Origin of the sequence: Pseudomonas sp. 7P_10.2_Bac1, assembly GCF_025465935.1 — a bacterium.
Classification (GTDB): domain Bacteria; phylum Pseudomonadota; class Gammaproteobacteria; order Pseudomonadales; family Pseudomonadaceae; genus Aquipseudomonas.
In genome coordinates this window covers 221,409-239,810 of sequence record NZ_JANLNV010000058.1, presented here as the reverse complement: position 1 = coordinate 239,810, position 18,402 = coordinate 221,409, and the positions used below count along the sequence as shown (strand labels likewise).

Genomic DNA, 18,402 nt, shown 5'->3' with positions numbered 1-18,402 from the left:
TTAAATAGACTTAAGACATTGAGCTGATCCAATAGCAGCCGCGATTTAGATGCTAGCCTGAATGTATAACGCGACAAGCAACACAGTGACCCTCACCTAAAGGCCACGGACTGGAGTTAAGCAGTTGATCAAAAAACACGCATGTTACTTGACCCTTGCCTTGCTCGCTGCGCCACTGGTCGCACTGGCGGATGACCAGCCAGTCGAGCTCTCAAGCCCGGTGCAAGTGGCGTTGACGCAACTGCCACAAGCGTGCCCGAGCCTGGCAGGCCGTATCGACGAACCGACACAGGCGCTGCTTGAGGCTTTTTACCAGAGCCAGAATTACCAGCCAATCTGGGCCGACAAAGGGCGTTTGGCGGCTTTGCAGGCGGCATTGCCGAGCTTAGCGGACGATGGCCTGGATCCGCAGCACTACACCTTGCCCAAGGCTCAGGACCTGTGCGCCGATATCGAAACCAGCCGCCAGTACCTGCAAGCCCTGCAGGACCTGCACTTTGGCCGCTTGCCCCAAGCCCGCTTCGAGCCAGTCTGGCATGCCAATGAAGTACCGCCTGACAGAAGCCAGATTTTGCCAATTGCCGAATCGGGTCTGAACACGATTGAGCAAGCGTTCGCCCAGGCCCGCCCGGGGTTTGAGCTCTATAAGAATTTGCGCCAGGTGTATGCCCGCGAGCGTCTGCAGCCATTACCCAAATGGCCGACTATCCCGGATGGCCAAGTGTTACGCCCCGGGATGCAGGACCCTCGAGTTCCAGTACTGGTCCAGCGCTTGTTGGGCGAGGGTTATCTGGACCACAAACTCGCAACCCCCGACAACCTCTACACCAATGAATTAGCGTCAGCGGTCAAAAGCTTCCAGCTCAACCATTCATTGCAGGCGGACGGGATCATCGGTGCAGGCACGGTCAAGGAGCTGAATGTCAGCCCGGCGGTGCGACGTGAACAATTGCGTGTCAACCTGGAACGTTTTCGCTGGATGGCCCAGGATGTAGAGCCATCCATGTTGCTGGTAAACGTGCCGGCGGCGAAGTTGACGGTCTATGAAAATGGCCAGCCGGTGTGGCAAACCCGTACTCAGGTAGGTCGTGCAGACCGGCAGACGCCGCTGCTCAAGTCACGGGTCACGCGCCTGACCCTGAACCCGACCTGGACCATCCCGCCGACGATTTTCAAAGAAGACAAACTGCCGCAAATTCGCCGCGACTCATCTTTCCTGAGCCGGCATGACTTGCAGGTTATTGACAGCAACGGGCAGCCAGTCTCGCCGCAGAGTATCGATTGGGATCGCCCCGGCAATATCTTGCTGCGCCAGGGCGCCGGGCCGAGAAACCCGTTGGGCAAGATTGTATTGCGCTTCCCCAATCCGTTTTCGGTGTACCTGCACGACACGCCAAGCCAGGCGCTGTTCAGCAAAGGCCCGCGAGCATTCAGTTCGGGGTGTGTGCGCGTTGAGTCGGTCTTCCAGCTGCGCGACGTACTGGTCACCCCAGCGGAAAAAAGCCGCACCGAAGACCTGCTAAGCACCGGTAAAACCCATGAGTTTCGCTTGTCCAACCCCAAGCCGATCCTGATGACCTACTGGACGGCCCAAGCCGATAAAACCGGCAAAGTGATTTACACCCCGGACATCTACAACCGTGACCCGGCCCTGATAACGGCGCTCAGCAGCAAGCGCTGACCACAACGGTAGCGAGCTTGCCTCGCGATCTTTTGCTGCTTTAAAAGATCGGGAGGCAAGCTCGCTCGTACACGTTACTATCCAGATTCCGATTATTGACCGTAGAGAGAATCCCCATGGCTCAATGGCCTGACTCGCGTTTTATCGACCTGGTTGGCATTAGCGTCCCGATCATTCAGGCACCCATGCTCGGTGCCGGTGCTGATGTCATGATCGGTGTGGCAAAGGCGGGTGGTCTGGGCTCTCTGGCATGTGCAACGTTGAGTCATGACGCGATTCGTGAAGAGGTCGCAGCCTTTCGTGCAGCCACTGACCAGCCGTTCAATTTGAACTTCTTTTGTCACCAGGCCCCGGCATACGACGAGGCGCACATTCAGCGCTGGAAGGCATTGTTTAAAGATTATTACGACGAACTCGGCGCTGACTTTGATGCTCCAACTCCGGTTTCCGTTCGAGCGCCTTTTGACGAGGCCACGTGTGCGCTGGTTGAGGAGCTGCGACCTGCAGTGGTGAGCTTCCATTTTGCGCTGCCAGCCCCAGCATTGATGGCGCGGGTCAAGGCCACGGGGGCGAAGATTCTCAGTTCGGCAACCACTGTCGAAGAAGCGCAGTGGCTCGAACGCCATGGTTGCGATGCCATTATTGCCATGGGCAATGAAGCGGGTGGCCATCGAGCGATGTTTTTAACCACTGAGTGGACTAGCCAGATCGGCACCTTTGCATTGGTGCCACAAATCGCTGATGCGGTTTCAGTGCCGGTGATCGCCGCAGGCGGGATCGCCGATGCGCGTGGTATCGCAGCAGCCTTTGCCTTGGCTGCAAGCGCCGTACAAATCGGTACCGCGTACCTGTTTTGCCCGCAGTCGAAAATCTCCAGGCCTCATCACCGCGCGCTGCGCGAAGCCAGCTCAAGTGATACGGCCCTGACCAACCTGTTTACCGGTCGACCGGCTCGCGGGATTCTTAACCGGGTAATGCGTGAGGTTGGGCCGATCAACCCGCAAGCCCCCGCGTTTCCGTTGGCTGGCGGAGTGTTGCTGCCCCTGAAGGCCAAATCTGAGCCCGCCGGCTCTGGGGATTTCATCAACCTGTGGGCTGGGCAGGCATTCCCGTTGAGCCCGGGCCGCACCGCTGAATTGTCGTCGTTTGAGTTGACCCGCAAGTTGATCGACGACTATCAGGCGCGTTCAGCGGGTCAATAACCACAGGGTGTTCGAGGCTGCGGCGTAAACGCCGCAGCCTTTGTGCTCACCCAAGGCTCAGGGCAAATGCAACAACACATAGTCGTTTTTGTCGAAACTGCCGCTCAGTGCCGGGACGATATTGCCCAGTTCGGTGCCTTGCAGTGCCTGGTAGTCCTTGCGATCCATGACGATCCACACAGGGGCTTGCAAGGCCGTCAATTCAACCGCTGACTGGGTGAATACCGGTAGCAAGTCGCGATCCACGTTAACCATGAATTTGATGGCCTTGGCGTCTTTACCCATGCCATGCAGTACCAGCGGGGCGGGCGCCTGGTCGATCAGGTGCAGCGCGTTGACGGTGAAATCGCGGGTGTTGTAAGCATTTTGTTCAGCGGGTTCCAGCACCAGGATGTAGCTGCTCCACATCGCCAGTACCGCACAGGCACCCAAGCCAACGGCCCGCAGGTGGGCTTTGAACAACAGCCCCACTGCAATGACCTGCAACACGCCGAGGATGACGTAGATGATGTTCAAGGGCGGCAGTTGATCGCCCAGGCGTTTGTTCGCGACAACCAGGCCTGCGATGAGCAGTGAGGGCAGCGCCAACAGAATCGCCTGGATAATCACGCGCAACACGGCGAATACCCGGTTGTGTGCAACCTGGAATGGATACGCCGCAATGATCGCTGCCATGGGCAGCATCGGCAGCACATAACGGGCCTTTTTCGCTTGCGGAATCGACAGGCCTATCATCACGATCAAGCCTGCTGCGGCGCAGTATTTGACCAGATGCAAAGCTGGGGTCGAAGGTTTACGCCCGGCGATGAGGATAGCCACCAGTACTAGCACGGCCAGCGGATAGGCGAGGGCATAGTTGCCCATGGAACTGGTGAAGTAATAGAACGTGCTGCTGGCCCCTTCGGTGCCGTCGATACGGCCGGTGACCTGCATACGGATTACGTCCTGGACAAAAGCGTGTCCGCCACTGAGCCAGGCCAAAAACAGCAGCAGGCCAATGCACAGCACCAGGATCACCAGTGCCTGCAAGCCCACGCTGATCATGCGCCGCCATTGGCCGCTGAGCAGGAAATAGCTGCACAGCATGCCCGTTGGAATCACCAGGCCAATCGGGCCGCGGATGGCGAAACCCAGGACCAGCAAAACTAGTAGCCAACCATGTCGGCGCGGCGTATCGAAGTGGTCGTGGGCATATGCCTGATAGAACGCCCCCAGGCTGACTGCGGCCAGCATTTGGTCGAGTGACACGGCGCGGGTTTCAGTGATGAAGGTCATGCTCAACAACAGCAGTGCCACGCTGAGCAGGGCCCAGGTGGTGGACTGCGGGGCAACCAGCCGATAAACCAGCATCACAATCAATGCACTGGCAATGGCCGTGGGCAGCCAGGCGGTCAGGCTGTTGACTTCGCCAAAGGGCAGGGACAGTAACCAGGTAAACACCGTGGTGGTCGCGTTGTAGTCGGCGTATGGCTCGCCATAGGTGGTCGGGAAAAAGCTCGGGCCATGGCGCAGCATTTCCTTGGCAAACAGCACGAAGCGCGAGTCAAAGCCGATCGCGGCCTGATGCATGTCGCCCAGAATAAACAGCAGTAATGTCAACGCACCAAGCAGCAGAGACTGTCGGTGCAATGCACGTAAAGCGCTGGGAGAAGAGAAAGCCGGCATGTCGAGTTTCCTTGACTCAATAAGGGGGCAAGTAGGCGCAAGCTTTTGATCTTTTGAAAGATCGCGAACACGCACTTACACAGTAATCAGTCGAATTTCATCCATAAAAAACGCCGCCATTGTTGCCAATGGCGGCGCTGTTGAAGCGTTAAGCGGCGGTTGAGCCTTTGGAGACCGGCAAGTTGATGGACTCACCACGCCCCATAGGGAAGTACTGCAAGCCAACGCGGCTCAGGCGTTCGCCGTCGTACAGGTTACGGCCGTCGAAAATCACCGGAGTCTTGAGGCGCTGCTTGATCAGGTCAAAGTCTGGCGCTTTGAACTGCTGCCATTCAGTGCACACGATCAAGGCGTCGGCGCCCTGCAGTGTGGACTCGGGGGTGCCCATCAGGCTCAGACGCGGTTCGTCACCGTACAAGCGCTGGGTTTCCTGCATGGCTTCGGGGTCGAAGGCGCGCACGTCGGCACCGGCGGCCCACAGGGCTTCCATCAGCACGCGGCTAGGTGCATCGCGCATGTCGTCAGTGTTGGGCTTGAACGCCAGGCCCCACAAGGCAAAGGTCTTGCCCTTTAGGTCACCCTTGAAGAAGGCATTGATACGATCAAACAGTTTGTGTTTTTGACGTTCGTTGATCGCTTCAACGGCTTGCAGCAGGTCGCTGGAGCAATTGACTTGCTGGGCGCTGTGGATCAATGCGCGCATGTCTTTAGGGAAGCACGAACCCCCGTAGCCGCAGCCAGGGTAGATGAAGTGGTAGCCGATACGGGTGTCGGCACCGATGCCCAGACGTACCGACTCAATGTCAGCGCCCAGGTGTTCGGCCAGTTCAGCGATCTGGTTGATGAAGCTGATTTTGGTCGCCAGCATGCAGTTGGCCGCGTACTTGGTCAGTTCAGCGCTGCGCAGGTCCATGTTGATGATGCGGTCATGGTTGCGGTTGAACGGGGCGTACAGGTCACGCATGACATCACGTACTTCTTCACGCGCGCAGCCAATGATGATGCGGTCCGGACGGCGGCAGTCGCTGACCGCCGAGCCTTCCTTGAGAAATTCGGGGTTTGAAACCACATCGAACTGCAGAGAACGACCGGTTTTGCTCAGGGCCTCGTTGATGTGCGCAGTCAGTGCGTCACCGGTGCCTACCGGTACGGTGGATTTCTCGACCAGAATTACCGGCTCGATACGGTGACGGGCCACGGCCTCGCCTACCGAGAACACGGCTTTAAGGTCGGCCGAGCCATCTTCGCTTGGCGGGGTGCCCACTGCGATAAACAGTACCTGGCCATGCTCAACGGCGAGTTTTTCGTCGCTGGTGAAACGCAGGCGTTTGTTTTCGAGGTTTTCACGCACCAGGCTGGAGAGGCCCGGCTCATAAATACTGACGTGACCTTGCTGTAACAGCTCGACCTTTTTCTGATCAATGTCCATGCAAATCACGTCGTGGCCGACTTCCGCCAATACCGTTGCCTGCACCAGGCCTACATAACCACTACCGAATACACTGATTTTCATGCGCTGTTCCTGGAACTTGGGGTACGTCGAGAGTTGATCGTCAGCACCCCCAGAATGACCAAGGCCACTCCTAGGGTTTTTGAAAGGGTGAAGCTTTCATGGAATACCGGCAGGCTGGCGGCCAGCAAGTAGACCAAAGCGTAGCTGAAACTGAGCAGCGAATAGGCCCGCCCCAGCGGCAGGTCACGCAAGGCCAGCAGCCAGCAGAGCATCGACAGCGCGTAAGCCATGATCGAGCCAAACACGACTGCCAGTGCGGGCAATGAAACGTCACTCTGGCTGATTGCGTTCAGCCATTGTGTAGGCTCCGGCAGACGCGTCATGCTCCAGCGCATGCCCAGTTGGGCACTGCTGACCAGCAATACGCTGCCAGAGGCAAAGAGAAAACCGCGACGCAGGCTCATGCGTGTTGCCCCAGCAGCGCGACACCTGCGATCACCAGGCCAACCCCGCACCAGTGGCGCAGGTCGATGGTTTCCTTGAACAAATAACGTGCTACCAGAGTGATCAATACAAAGTTGAGGCTGAGCATCGGATACGCGATACCCACTTCAAGCCGTTGCAAGACCAGCAACCACACCAGCAAACCGAGGCCCAGACACAGCAGGGCCAACCACAACCAGGGGGAGCGCAGTTTGTCTGCGATCCCCGATTGTGGCCCTCGCCAGCTTTCGACGGCGTACTTCTGGGCCACTTGGCCTGCGCATGTGAGCAGGCAGGCCATGAACAGCAGGGTCAGGGTCATGGAGTGGTCTGCGGGTAAATCAGGATCACCATGTTGCCTTCGTCAAAACGTTGGGCGTCTTTTGGCAGCATGTCCATTTCATGGGTTTCGTCGCTGTCCTTGACGCGCATGACGACACCGACCGGGCCTTTGAGGCGCGCGTCGGCAAGCCAGGCCTGAATGTCATCCAGGCCAATGCTCTTGCCCTTGGCATCGTCATAGGTCAGGCCGTATTTGACCTCGCCCTGAGTGTTGTACAGCGTCACGTCCGGGCGGCGCAGGCGCCACGACAGGGCAGAAGCTGCGCCCAGATCGTTACTCAGCAGCGCGGTGGCAGGCTTCAACGCATCCAGATGATGCAGCACAAACTGATCAGGCATTTTGTTGTGCACTACGCTGCTCGGCATGCTGGCTGGCAAGACCAATACCAGAACACCCATGGCGATGGCTGGAGCGCCCCACATTTTGACCGGACGGTACATAACCAGCAGCCCAGTGACGATCCAGGTCAGCAGCACTACGACCAGCAGCGAGATATGCAGCGGTTCGTTGTCGTAAAACGGTTTTTTGATCTGGAAGAAGATCAAGGCAAGCAAGGCACCGGCGCCGAGCAACAGGTTGACCAGGCCGTTCAAACGCAGCGACAAGGTTTTGGTGTGCTCCACGCGCTCCATCAGGGCATGGCCCAGCAACAGGGCCAGCGGCAGCATGCACGGCATGATGTAGGTCGGGAGTTTGCCTTTGCTCAGGCTGAACAAGCCCAGCGGCAGCAGCAGCCACATCAGCACGAAGATCACGCTCACCTGGCGCTTCTGGCCCCAGGCATCTTTGAGCGTGGCAGGCAGCAGGGCAGCCCATGGCAAGCTGGAGACTACGATCAGCGGCAAGTAGAACCACCAAGGACGACCGTGCTGAGCATCTTCACCAGCAAAGCGGCGGATGTGCTCGTGCCAGAAGAAGAAGCGCCAGTAGTCCGGCTCCTGGGCGTGGACAGCCAGTACCCAAGGCAACGACACGATGGCGGCGACCAGCATGGCAACCAGGCCGTATTTGACCAGTTCCAGGAAGCGCTTTTGCCAGATCATGTAGGGCAGGGCGATCAGCACCGGCAGCAGCAGGGCCAGGAAGCCCTTGGTCATAAAGCCCATGCCACAGGCAAAGCCCAGCAGTGCCCAGCAGAACAGACGCTGACGTGAATCCTGGGTGTCGACTGCAAACCACAGCGAGACCAGGCTCAGGTTAACCCACAACGTGAACTGCGGATCGAGGTTGGAGTACCCGGCTTGACCGGCGATGAGGCCGAAAGTCATGTACACCAGCGCGCAAGCAAAGCTTTTGCGCGGGTCATTCCACAGGCGGCGAGCAACCAAGTAGGCCAGCAGTACGCTGAGGCCAGTGGCGATTGCCGAGGCAATTCGAACGCCAAACAGGTTTTCGCCAAAAATGGCTTGCCCGATAGCGATCATCCAGTAGCCGGCAATCGGCTTCTCGAAGTAACGAATGTCCATGAAATGCGGGGTAACCCAGTTACCGTCGACCAGGATCTGCTGACCGATTTGCGCATAACGTGTTTCGTCAGGGATCCATAGACCATGGGTACCCAGGGGTAACAGGTAGAAGGCAATGAATGCCAGAACCAGCAGGGGAATCATCCAGCGTTGAGTCATGGCTTTTGCACTCCCAGCCAGCCTTCACGGCCTTCCAGTACGCCACGGCTCAATTGGCCGGCGGGCAGGCTGTCGAGGTCAGCGGGAAGCAAGTCCCGCAGGGGCTGAAAGTGAATGTCGCGGGCACGGGCCTGCGTCAGCAATTGACGAAAGTCATTGGCCATTAGAATCCCTTCTACTTCTGCATGAATGGTGTACGCATTCAGCTTGTGTGGGCTGAAGCGATCAAGAATGTATGAATTGAAATCGGCAGCGCTGAGCTCAGGTCCGACCACTTCATCGAATGTGGGCAAATCAACAGGGATCTGCGGCGCGCCCAGTCTGCCGTCGGCCAACCTTGGCCGAAACAGACTGTGCCCGCGGCAATCACTGTTATAGCGAAAGCCAAAGGTTTCTTTGGCCTGGACTACGCGCTCATCTGCGCGCCAGCCGGCGGCGGCCGAACATTCGACGGCCTGGCCGGTGATGTCGCTCAGGGTGTCGACACCCTTGCGAATCTGCTCGATCAGTTGTGCTTCGCTCCAGCGCCCGGTGTTGGCCTGCCAGCCGTGGTGATCCCACGCGTGCAAGCCCACTTCATGGCCCGCGGCCAGGGTCTGGCGCATCAAGTGCCCCAGATCCTTGCCGATCGGTTTGCCAGGCCAGGCAGTGCCGGCCAGCAAAATATCCCAGCCATACAGGCTGGCAGCTTTGGAACGCATCATTTTCCAGAAGAACTGGGGTTTGATCAGGCGCCATAAATGGCGGCCCATGTTGTCCGGCCCCACGCTAAAGAAAAATGTGGCTTTTACGCCTGCTTCGTCGAGCAGTTCGAGTAACCGCGGCACCCCTTCACGGGTGCCTCGGTAAGTATCGACATCAATACGTAGTCCAGCTTGCATTAACGTTTTTCCGCGATTTCAACCATGGCTTCACGCAGGAAGAAATCCAGAGTTTTGCCGATGGTTTCGCTCAGTTCGGTGGTCGGCGTCCAGTCAATCAGGCGACGTGCGTTTTCAACGCTTGGTTTGCGGTGACTGACGTCCTGATAGCCGGTGCCGTAGAACGACTGGCTTTCAACATCGCGGAAACCAGCGAACGGCGGGAAGTTGTCACGCAGCGGGTGCGCTTCGAACTGACGCAGCAATTCTTCGCCCAGTTCACGAATGCTGGCTTCGTTTTCCGGGTTGCCGATGTTGATGATCTGGCCGTCGCACTTGCCGTCTTTGTTTTCGATGATGCGTGCCAGGGCTTCGATGCCGTCAGCCACATCAGTGAAGCAACGCTTCTGGGCGCCACCGTCAACCAGACGGATCGGGGTGCCTTCCACGAGGTGCAGGATCAGCTGAGTGATGGCGCGCGAGCTGCCAACACGAGCCGAGTCCAGACGGTCCAGGCGCGGGCCCATCCAGTTGAACGGACGGAACAGGGTGAATTTCAGGCCTTTGGTGCCGTAAGCCCAGATCACGCGGTCCAGCAGTTGCTTGGATACGGAGTAGATCCAGCGCTGCTTGTTGATTGGGCCAACAATCAGGTTGGAGGTGTCTTCGTCGAAGTTCTGGTCCTGGCACATGCCATAGACTTCGGACGTGGACGGGAAGATCACGCGCTTGTTGTACTTGACGCAGTAGCGAACCAGCTTGAGGTTTTCTTCGAAGTCCAGCTCGAATACGCGCAGCGGGTTGCGGGTGTATTCGATAGGGGTCGCGATGGCCACCAGCGGCAGGATCACATCGCACTTCTTGATGTGGTACTCGATCCACTCGGTGTGGATGCTGATGTCGCCTTCCACGAAGTGGAAATTCGGGTGGCTGCGCAGGCGGTCGATCGCGTCGGAACCGATGTCCAGGCCGTACACTTCGTAGCGGTCGTCTTGCAGCAGACGCTCGGACAGGTGGTTACCGATGAAGCCGTTAACACCCAGGATCAGAACGCGGGTGCGACGGGCCGGCCGGCCTGATTCGCTGCCACGCAGACGGGAACCGTCAACCAGACCCAGTTCGCGGGCCAGTTGCGGGCCGCTCAGGTACAGGCCGTTGTCGTTGCGCTGACCGGCGGTGATTACCAGCGAGTCTTTACCGCAGGCGATACGCAGCGGGTCGCAGCTGATCACGTTGCCTGGTGCCTGGCCTTCGTTGCCGGCAACCACTTCGCTGGCCCAGACAATCAGTTTGTGCTCGCCCACGGCGCAGAAAGCACCTGGGTAAGGTTGGGTCACAGCACGGACCAGGTTGAACAGTTCTTCAGCAGGGCGATTCCACTGCAGCAGGCCATCAGCCGGCGTACGACGGCCAAAGTAAGTGGCCTTGGATTCGTCTTGCGGGGTTTCCTTGAGCTTGCCTTCAGGCAGGGCTGGCAGGGTTGTAGCCAGCAACTTGGCAGCGGTGTCACGCAGTTTGGCGTGCAGGCTCAGCGCGGTGTCGCTGCGCTCGATGCTGATGCGTTCCTGGGCAACGATGTCACCGGCATCCGCGCGCTTGACCATGCGGTGCAGGGTCACGCCGGTTTCGGTTTCGCCGTTGACCAGTACCCAGTTGGCCGGAGCGCGACCACGGTAGCGTGGCAGCAGGGAGCCGTGCAGGTTGAACGCACCTTTGCTGGCGCTGGCCAGCAGTTCTTCGCCCAACAGGTTGCGGTAGTAGAACGAGAAGATGTAGTCGGCATTCAGCTTGCGAATACGCTCGATCCACAGCGGGTGGTTAGCATCTTCCGGCGCATGTACCGGAATGCCTTTACGGGCGCACAGTTGGGCCACAGAACCGTAGAAGTTATTTTCCGAGGGGTCATCAGCATGGGTGAACACGGCAGCAATTTCATAGCCTGCATTGAGCAGGGCTTCGATGCCTGTGCAGCCAATATCGTGATAGGCGAAAACAACGGCTTTCAAACTCATGGTTAGACCTGTGTCGAAGTAGAAGAAGACGAGTTGCAAGTTGGAGCAGTATCTGTCGCAGGTTCTGCGCGCACGATTTTCTCAATGAAGAACCGTGGGCGGGCTCGCACATCGCTGTACATGCGCCCCAGGTATTCACCCAGCAGGCCCATGCCAATGAACTGGCCGCCGGTGAACACAAACAGCACGGCAAACAGCACAAATGTACCGTCGCCAGCCCAGGTAGCCCCAAAAATCAGGCGTAGCAGGATCAGCAAAATCGCGAATATAACCCCAAGCAAGGCCATGCTGAAACCAATGATGCTCAGTAGGCGCAAGGGGGTTGTGGTCATGCAGGTGATCAAGTCAAACATCAGATTGATCAAGCGCATCGGGCTGTATTTCGAATCACCGTGTTCACGCTCGGCGTGTTGCACCAACACCTCGGTGGTGTGGCGGGCAAAGCTGTTGGCGAGAATCGGAATAAAGGTGCTGCGCTCGCGGCACGCCAGCATGGCGTCGACAATCGAGCGGCGATAGGCGCGCAACATGCAGCCGTAGTCGCTCATGGCAACGCCAGTGGAACGTTGCACGGCCAGGTTGATGAGACGTGATGGCCAGCGGCGCCAGGCAGAGTCCTGGCGGTTGTTGCGCACGGTGCCGACCACGTCGTAACCCAAGGCTGCCTGGGCAACCAGGCGCGGAATTTCTTCAGGAGGGTTCTGCAGGTCAGCATCCAGGGTGATGACCACGTCGCCCTTGGAGTTTTCAAAGCCGGCCATGATTGCGGCATGTTGTCCATAGTTGCGGTTGAGGATTACCGCGACTACTGGGCTGCCTTCACGCTCAGCAGCTTCTTGCAGGATTTGCGCCGATTTGTCCCGGCTGCCATCGTCGACCAGTACGATTTCGTAAGCTTGGGTTAGCTGGGCACAGGCTGTTTCGGTACGGCGCAGCAATTCGGGCAGGCTCTGTTCTTCGTTGTAGACCGGAATGACGATCGACACGCACTGGATAGGGTAGGGTTTCAAGGTATTCGTTCCAGTCAGTTGCTATGGCTCAAGATGACTCGTCTGAGAAGTCGGCCTGTTCAGGCGCACTATATAGACTACGCCCACAGGCATTAAAGCCTAAAACTGACGAAGGTAAAGTCATCGAACTACGTTATCTACATGATTTTTCTTACAAACTATTTTGGTTTTTCCCAAAAGCTGACGCATACGTTAAACGCAGAGGTGTGAAAAGCCTATGAAAGTTGAAACAAATTGCCATGTTTTTCAATGACTAGACAGGTGCTATTCAGGAAACCCCGTGTAGCGCCTGGGCTGCGTGGTTTGCAAGTTAGAGTGGGGGGAATACATCGATTATTGCGGATGGGGTTCGAGCGATTTTAAACAATGACCCAAGTCAATCATTAAACAAAAAAAGGACTTTTTTTAACGAACAAAGAAATACAGCGCCAACCTGTCGATCTGTGACGCAGATCACACAGGTTGGCGCCGATCCTGCAGCTATTAATCCAGGCCCAGCTTGCCGCGCAGGGTGGACAGGTCTTCGGCCAGGGTGTTGACTGGGCCGACCAGCGCTTTACGGTCGTTTTCCTTGACCTTGTCGTAGGTTTCAAAACCACCGTCCTTGGTCTTGTACTTGGCCAGGATCTTGTCGACGGTGGCGAAGTTTTTGTCGACCTTTTCAGCGAATGCTTTGTCATTCGCTGCGATTTGCGGGCGGAACAGGTCGAAGATCTTCTTGGCGCCGTCTACGTTGCCCTGGAAGTCATACAGGTCGGTGTGGCTGTAGCGGTCTTCCTCGCCGGAGATCTTGGTCGCAGCCACTTCTTCCATCAGATCAGCTGCACCGCCTACGACTTTTTCTGGTGGGAAGGTTAGATCGGCAACGCGGGTTTGCAAGTCCTTGACGTCTGCATTGAGCTTGTCAGCCAGTGCATCCAGGCCCTTGGTGGTGTTCTCGGAGAACAGGGTGTATTCGATGCGGTGGAAACCGGTGAAGTCTTCAGCGGTCACGCCTTTCTCGTGGTCATCAACCCGGGAGTCGACGGATGCATCGATATCACTGAACAGCTCGGCAATCGGCTCAATCGACTCGTAATGCACGCGAGTCGGTGCATAGAGCTTCTTGGCTGTGTCCAGGTCGCCCTTTTTAATTGCGTCGGTGAACTTTTGGGTTTCCGTCACCAGCGTGTCGATTTCTTCGGTGACGTAAATTTTGTAGTCCGAAACAGGTTGCACCAGGTCCAGTGGTGCATTCGCCGCGAATACCGAGAGCGGGGTGTGGAGCAAACCTAGAGCGATAAACAGTGCAAGCGGCGTCTTCTTCATGGGACTTTTCCGGTTTGTTTTAGGTTTAGGTTGGGGGTGAGATCAGGTTCGAGTCGTAGGTGCAGCCGCATTGAGCAACGAGCGCCCAATGAAGTCCTTGTCGTCGCGCACACCCGGGAGGGTGAAGAAATAACCTCCGCCAATCGGTTTGAGATATTCCTCCAGAGGCTCGCCATTGAGCCGGGTCTGTACGGCGATAAAACCGTTGTCCAGGTTGCTCTGGTAGCAAATGAACAGTAAGCCCATGTCCAGCTGACCGTTCTTGTTGACTCCGTTCGAGTAGTTGAACGGGCGACGCAGAATCAGGTTTTTGTTGGTCTGAGCGGTACGCGGGTTGGCCAGGCGGATGTGCGCATCCAGCTTGGTGACTTTGCCCTCGGGGTCTTTGCTGTAGTCCGGCACATCGGTTTCGTGATGGCCATCCATTGGGGCGCCGCTGGCCTTGTTGCGGCCGAAGATGCTTTGCTGCTCTTGCAGTGGCGTGCGGTCCCACCGTTCAACGAAATTGCGAATGATGCGTACCGCCTGGTAGCTGCCATCGACCGCCCACTTTGGCTCGTCACTGCCAGGCTGGACCCAGACGATGCTGTTCATCAGGGCATTGTCGTTGGAGTCCGGGTTGGCCGAACCATCGCGAAAGCCCAGGAAGTTGCGTGCGCTCTGCGGCGGCACACCCGGTTTGGTCGGTGCTTGTGGCGGTACAGTGCCTTCTTGCTTCCAGCGTACCAGCAGCAGGTCTGGCAGGTTTTTGACGATGTCACGCAGGGCATGAATGTTGGTATCGGCAGTGTTGGCGCAAAATTGCAGGCTCAAGTCGCCGTGGCAAAGAGCGGGCTCCAGTGCGTCGTTCGGGAAGCCTTGCATACGGCTCAGATGCTTGGGTTTGACACTGCCCAGGCCATAACGTTCATCGAACAGCGATTCACCGACAGATACCGTGATCGTCAGGTTGTCGGGGGTGACTACAGGGCCGAGGATGCCGGAGTCGGTAGGCGGCAATTTGGGGTCGACTTGCGGCACCGGACCGCCCTTGGTCAGGAACGCAATTCGCTCGTTCAGGGTGCGGAACAGTCGCTCAAGGTCTGCGCGATCGGTGGCCAGCACATCGAAGGAGACCACCATGCCTGCTGCCGGGCGAGGGGTCACGATGCCATTTTGATGCTGGCCGTAGAAATCGTGGTGGTCTTGTGTTTTGTCGCTGCTAGGTGCCTGAGTCACCTGCGCATTGGTTGCGCCGCTGGCGGCCATTGCCGGGCAGCTCAGGGCGCTACCTGCCAGTGCTGCACCAGCCACGCCCATGCCGAGCAGAACGCGACGACGTTGCAGGTTGATATCATTCTGGGTGTTGTCTGAATCGCTCATGTGCGTCTCGTCTGCAATTACAGGCCGGAAAGGCCGAGGGCTGGATCGATTCCATCGAGTGCATCGGCCAGAGCCTTGGCCTTGTTACTGATTTCTTGACGCTGGGCAGCGCTTACCGTGTCGTAAGTCGCGTAGCCCTGTGCGGTTTTAAAGGTGTTGAGTTCGTTTTCAAGTGCGGTGCTGGCGTTATCAATGTTGAGCAGAAGATCGGCGTTATTTTTAGCCAGCAGCGGGCGCAGCAGATCAACCACTTTGCGCGTGGTTTGCAGGTTGGCGGCAAAACCGTTGAGGTCGATATGGCTGTAGCGTTCTTCTTCACCACTGGTTGCGCGGGTATCGGCCAGGTTGTGCAACGTGCGCGAAACAATATTGACCAATTGCTCGGGCGGTAATGACTGGGCCAGCAGTTGCTGCTTGAGCAGTGCGGCATTGGCTTGCAATTGTTCAACAACAGGGGTCAGGCCTTGGGTGCTGCGCTGATCAAACAGCCCGTATTCGAGGCGATGGAAACCGCTGAAGCCTGGGTCCTGTTCTCGTTTTTCAAAATAGTCAGCGCGGGCATTAAGGGCGTTATCCAACTCGCCCAAGCGTTGTGCCGCTGGTGCCAGGCGTTGATAGGCCTCACGTGCCGGGGCATAAAGCGCTTGCGCCTGGGTGAGGTCGCCCTGGCTGATGGCTTGCGACAGGGCATCGATAGCTTTGATCAGTGCGCTGCTCTGGCTGCTCAAATACACCCGGAACTCGGACAATGGACCGATAAACGCCACCATCGATGGGCGTGCCTTGGCTTTGGCTTCGGACTCGGCGGTAGGCGTTACATGGAGTGTGCCGCGCGGGTTGCTGAGCAGGCCGCAGGTAATCGCATAGTCGCCAGGGTTGAGTGTGGCATTGATCACTTGGCTCAGGCCTGGAGCAATGTTTTCGCGCTCTTCAACGACCAGCACTCCGTCCAGAATCTCCCATTCCACGGCGCGTTGTGAAGCGTTGACGATGCGGAAGCTATTAAAGCCGGCAGGCACCGTCAGTTCATTGGGCTCGCAGCTGTGGGGATGAATCGTCACAGTGATTTCATTGCTGTGAACCTTGCGTTTGGCGGCGGCCAGTTGCGAGGCGTAATAGAACAAACCGCCGGCTGCGATCATTACGATCACTGAGCCGGCCACCGCCCAGCGCAACGCGCGAGGAGGTGTACCGCTTGCAGGGGTAGACATGCAGGACCTTATGGGTTCGTCACTGAAGAAGGTTGGGTGGCCTTGGGGGCGGGCGGCGTACGAAAGAACATCACCAGGGCCACCACCAGATAAATCACGTAGGCGCCAAGCACGCTGACGGTCGGCGCATCCTGATAACCGAACATGCCTGCCAGGACAGAGCCGAGCGGGCCGTCCATGGGCAGCGTGCCGCTGATGTCAAAGACCACGCCTTGCAGGTAATTCCACAGTCCCGCCTCGTGCAGGGCCTGAACCGAGTTGGCCAGGATCCCGGCTGCCACCACCAGAATGAACAGGCCGGTCCAGCGGAAAAACAGGCCCAGGTTCAGGCGCATGCTGCCGGTGTAAATCGCGAAGCCGACGAAGATCGCCAGGATCAAGCCGAGCAGGGCGCCCAGTGGTGCCGCGGGCCCTTCGCTTTGCTGGAACACTGCAAGCAAGAAGAACACCGTTTCCAGGCCTTCGCGAGCCACGGCAAAGAACACCATGGCGATCAGGGCGGTAACCTGGTGTTTGGAGCCGGTGAGGGCGTGATCCAGAGAGGTGTGCAGTGAGTCCTTGATGGAGCGCGCGACTTTGCGCATCCAGAACACCATCGAGCTGAGAATGCCGACGGCGATCAGTCCGACAATGCCTTCAAACAGCTCTTGCTGTTTTTGTGGGAATTCGGCGCTCATCAGTTCCAGGCCGCCGCCAACCAGTAAAGACAGTGCGGCAGCGAGAAAAACCCCGATCCATACTGCTGGCATCCATTGACCGCGTCCGGTTTGCTTGAGGTAACTGGCAATGATGCCGACGATAAGCGCGGCTTCAATGCCTTCGCGCAGCATGATCAAAAATGGAACCAGCATGAATAGAGCACCGCGTCACGAATGATTAGTGGCTAATTTGTAACATACTGATACGTATTGCTAAACAAGAATCGATTTCATTGGCTGAACGGTCGCTGAACGAAGGTTTTTCGCGGTCTATGGATGGGGTCGGCGGCATTGCTTGCCGTGCCATCAGCCTCGCTGCAGTTGCTGTCTTTGCGAGGCTGAACAGTCGAGAAATTACTCTCCTTCTTCGGTTTTAGGGGCTGCGGGTGGATGGGCCTTAAGGCTATCCAGCGCAGCTTCGGCTTTCAGGGCGCGAAGGGTCAGCGCAGCGTTGGCTTCCAGGGTCTGAGCGTGTGCATCTTTTAACGCTTGGCTCTCTTGACTGGCTACTCGCAGGCGTTCCTGCAGGAGTGTGCGCTCGCTGTCCAACTGGTTGGCGTGTGTGTTCAGGCGTTCATTGAGGTTGCTGAGTTTGTGTTGCTGATCGTTGGCCTGGTTCAGTTCTTTGCTCAATGCGCGGCTTTCGCTCAGCAAGCGTTCGTTGTCACGGTGCAGTTGAGTGATTTCATCCTGGCGAACCAGGGCGCTTTGTTGTGCTTGACGTAATTCCATCTGGATCTGTTGCAGTTGCCCTTCATGGCGACGTTGATCTTGCTCGCGCTGTTCTTTGACGGCGCTGCGGTAATGCTCGAGTGCATCACGGGCGTGAAGGTGTTTTTCTTCCAGAGAGCGGATTTGCTCGTCGCGGTCATTGAGGCGCAGTTCGAAATCGCTGCAAGCCTGATTGAGAGCGGCGTTGCGTGTCTGCTCGGTTTGTAGCATGGAGCGCGTGGACTCCAGGTTGGCAGACTCTTGCTGCAGGGCGTTGGTCTGGATTTCAAGCTGCTGCTGCAAGTGTTCTTGAGCCTGTTGCGCCTGTGCTAGCTGCTCACGAAGCTCGGTCTTGAGTTGTTCGTACTGCGCCTCGGCGCGGTCGATTGGTTCCTGCGCCTGTTCCTTGAGACGTTGAGCGAGGCGGGCGACCAGTTCGCCAAGCTCGTCGCCCAGCTGTTCTTGCGGAATGACGCGGCGCGAGTCGGCCTCATCCAGCTCCTTCAGGTAACGGTGGATCGTGGTCTTTGACCCGGTGTTGCCGATTTCAATACGTACTGCATCGATGCTCGGGTGTTCGCCACGAGCAAGAATCGCCGTGCGCGCAATTTGCACCACTGCCTTGTTTACGCCGCCACGAGCCATGGTAGTCTCCTATGATTATGTACTGTGGTATGTACCCTGTAATTACGTACTATTCTAGCATCTAAATTTTATCTTTATCTGTGAAATATGAGGCGGGATATACTGGTATTATCCCGTGCCAGTGTCTGAATTG

The 18,402-nt window shown here is 57.4% G+C and carries 15 protein-coding genes; 2 read left to right on the top strand and 13 right to left on the bottom strand.

Features of this window, described 5'->3' with window-relative positions:
- Positions 1-124 precede the first annotated feature (124 nt).
- Positions 125-1,681: a murein L,D-transpeptidase gene (locus tag NTD86_RS10780; protein WP_262202195.1), complete on the top strand. Its 1,557-nt coding sequence runs from the start codon at positions 125-127 to the stop codon at positions 1,679-1,681.
- A gap of 116 nt (positions 1,682-1,797) precedes the next feature.
- On the top strand, positions 1,798-2,883 hold the full coding sequence (locus NTD86_RS10775; protein WP_262202194.1) for an NAD(P)H-dependent flavin oxidoreductase: 1,086 nt from the start codon (positions 1,798-1,800) through the stop codon (positions 2,881-2,883).
- 57 nt (positions 2,884-2,940) lie between these two features.
- Here the strand turns inward: NTD86_RS10775 and NTD86_RS10770 are convergent, their stop codons facing one another.
- The 13 genes from NTD86_RS10770 to NTD86_RS10710 all read right to left on the bottom strand — a co-directional run bounded on the left by NTD86_RS10770 (position 2,941) and on the right by NTD86_RS10710 (position 18,269).
- Positions 2,941-4,548 (bottom strand): ArnT family glycosyltransferase, encoded by a 1,608-nt coding sequence (locus NTD86_RS10770; protein ID WP_262202192.1) that lies wholly within the window; start codon positions 4,546-4,548, stop codon positions 2,941-2,943.
- Between the two features lie 148 nt (positions 4,549-4,696).
- A complete protein-coding gene (locus tag NTD86_RS10765) occupies positions 4,697-6,061 on the bottom strand; it encodes a UDP-glucose dehydrogenase family protein (RefSeq protein ID WP_262202191.1) in 1,365 nt (454 codons plus the stop codon).
- The gene (gene arnF, locus NTD86_RS10760) at positions 6,058-6,465 is read right to left on the bottom strand and encodes a 4-amino-4-deoxy-L-arabinose-phosphoundecaprenol flippase subunit ArnF (RefSeq protein WP_262202190.1); all 408 of its coding nucleotides are present in this window, start codon (positions 6,463-6,465) and stop codon (positions 6,058-6,060) included. Before arnF ends, NTD86_RS10765 begins: the two co-directional genes overlap by 4 nt.
- Positions 6,462-6,806: a 4-amino-4-deoxy-L-arabinose-phosphoundecaprenol flippase subunit ArnE gene (arnE, locus tag NTD86_RS10755; protein ID WP_262202189.1), complete on the bottom strand. Its 345-nt coding sequence runs from the start codon at positions 6,804-6,806 to the stop codon at positions 6,462-6,464. The genes arnF and arnE overlap by 4 nt, the downstream gene beginning before the upstream one ends.
- Positions 6,803-8,452 carry a lipid IV(A) 4-amino-4-deoxy-L-arabinosyltransferase gene (gene arnT / locus NTD86_RS10750; protein WP_262202188.1) on the bottom strand — a complete coding sequence of 550 codons (1,650 nt, stop codon included), beginning with the start codon at positions 8,450-8,452 and terminating at the stop codon, positions 6,803-6,805. The genes arnE and arnT overlap by 4 nt, the downstream gene beginning before the upstream one ends.
- The gene (gene arnD / locus NTD86_RS10745; protein ID WP_262202186.1) at positions 8,449-9,333 is read right to left on the bottom strand and encodes a 4-deoxy-4-formamido-L-arabinose-phosphoundecaprenol deformylase; all 885 of its coding nucleotides are present in this window, start codon (positions 9,331-9,333) and stop codon (positions 8,449-8,451) included. The genes arnT and arnD overlap by 4 nt, the downstream gene beginning before the upstream one ends.
- Complete coding sequence (gene arnA / locus NTD86_RS10740; RefSeq protein WP_262202185.1) at positions 9,333-11,324, bottom strand: bifunctional UDP-4-amino-4-deoxy-L-arabinose formyltransferase/UDP-glucuronic acid oxidase ArnA; 1,992 nt, start codon at positions 11,322-11,324, stop codon at positions 9,333-9,335. The genes arnD and arnA overlap by 1 nt, the downstream gene beginning before the upstream one ends.
- Before the next feature lie 2 nt (positions 11,325-11,326).
- Positions 11,327-12,334 carry an undecaprenyl-phosphate 4-deoxy-4-formamido-L-arabinose transferase gene (gene arnC / locus NTD86_RS10735; protein ID WP_262202184.1) on the bottom strand — a complete coding sequence of 336 codons (1,008 nt, stop codon included), beginning with the start codon at positions 12,332-12,334 and terminating at the stop codon, positions 11,327-11,329.
- A gap of 483 nt (positions 12,335-12,817) precedes the next feature.
- Complete coding sequence (efeO, locus tag NTD86_RS10730) at positions 12,818-13,642, bottom strand: iron uptake system protein EfeO (protein ID WP_262202183.1); 825 nt, start codon at positions 13,640-13,642, stop codon at positions 12,818-12,820.
- Positions 13,643-13,684: 42 nt separating this feature from the next.
- Complete coding sequence (gene efeB / locus NTD86_RS10725; RefSeq protein ID WP_262202182.1) at positions 13,685-15,004, bottom strand: iron uptake transporter deferrochelatase/peroxidase subunit; 1,320 nt, start codon at positions 15,002-15,004, stop codon at positions 13,685-13,687.
- A 17-nt stretch (positions 15,005-15,021) separates the two neighbouring features.
- The gene (gene efeO, locus NTD86_RS10720; RefSeq protein ID WP_262202181.1) at positions 15,022-16,215 is read right to left on the bottom strand and encodes an iron uptake system protein EfeO; all 1,194 of its coding nucleotides are present in this window, start codon (positions 16,213-16,215) and stop codon (positions 15,022-15,024) included.
- An 8-nt stretch (positions 16,216-16,223) separates the two neighbouring features.
- Entirely contained in the window at positions 16,224-17,066 is an 843-nt protein-coding gene (gene efeU, locus NTD86_RS10715; protein WP_262202180.1) for an iron uptake transporter permease EfeU, read from the bottom strand.
- Between the two features lie 201 nt (positions 17,067-17,267).
- Entirely contained in the window at positions 17,268-18,269 is a 1,002-nt protein-coding gene (locus tag NTD86_RS10710) for a DNA-binding protein (RefSeq protein WP_262202179.1), read from the bottom strand.
- Positions 18,270-18,402: the final 133 nt, after the last annotated feature.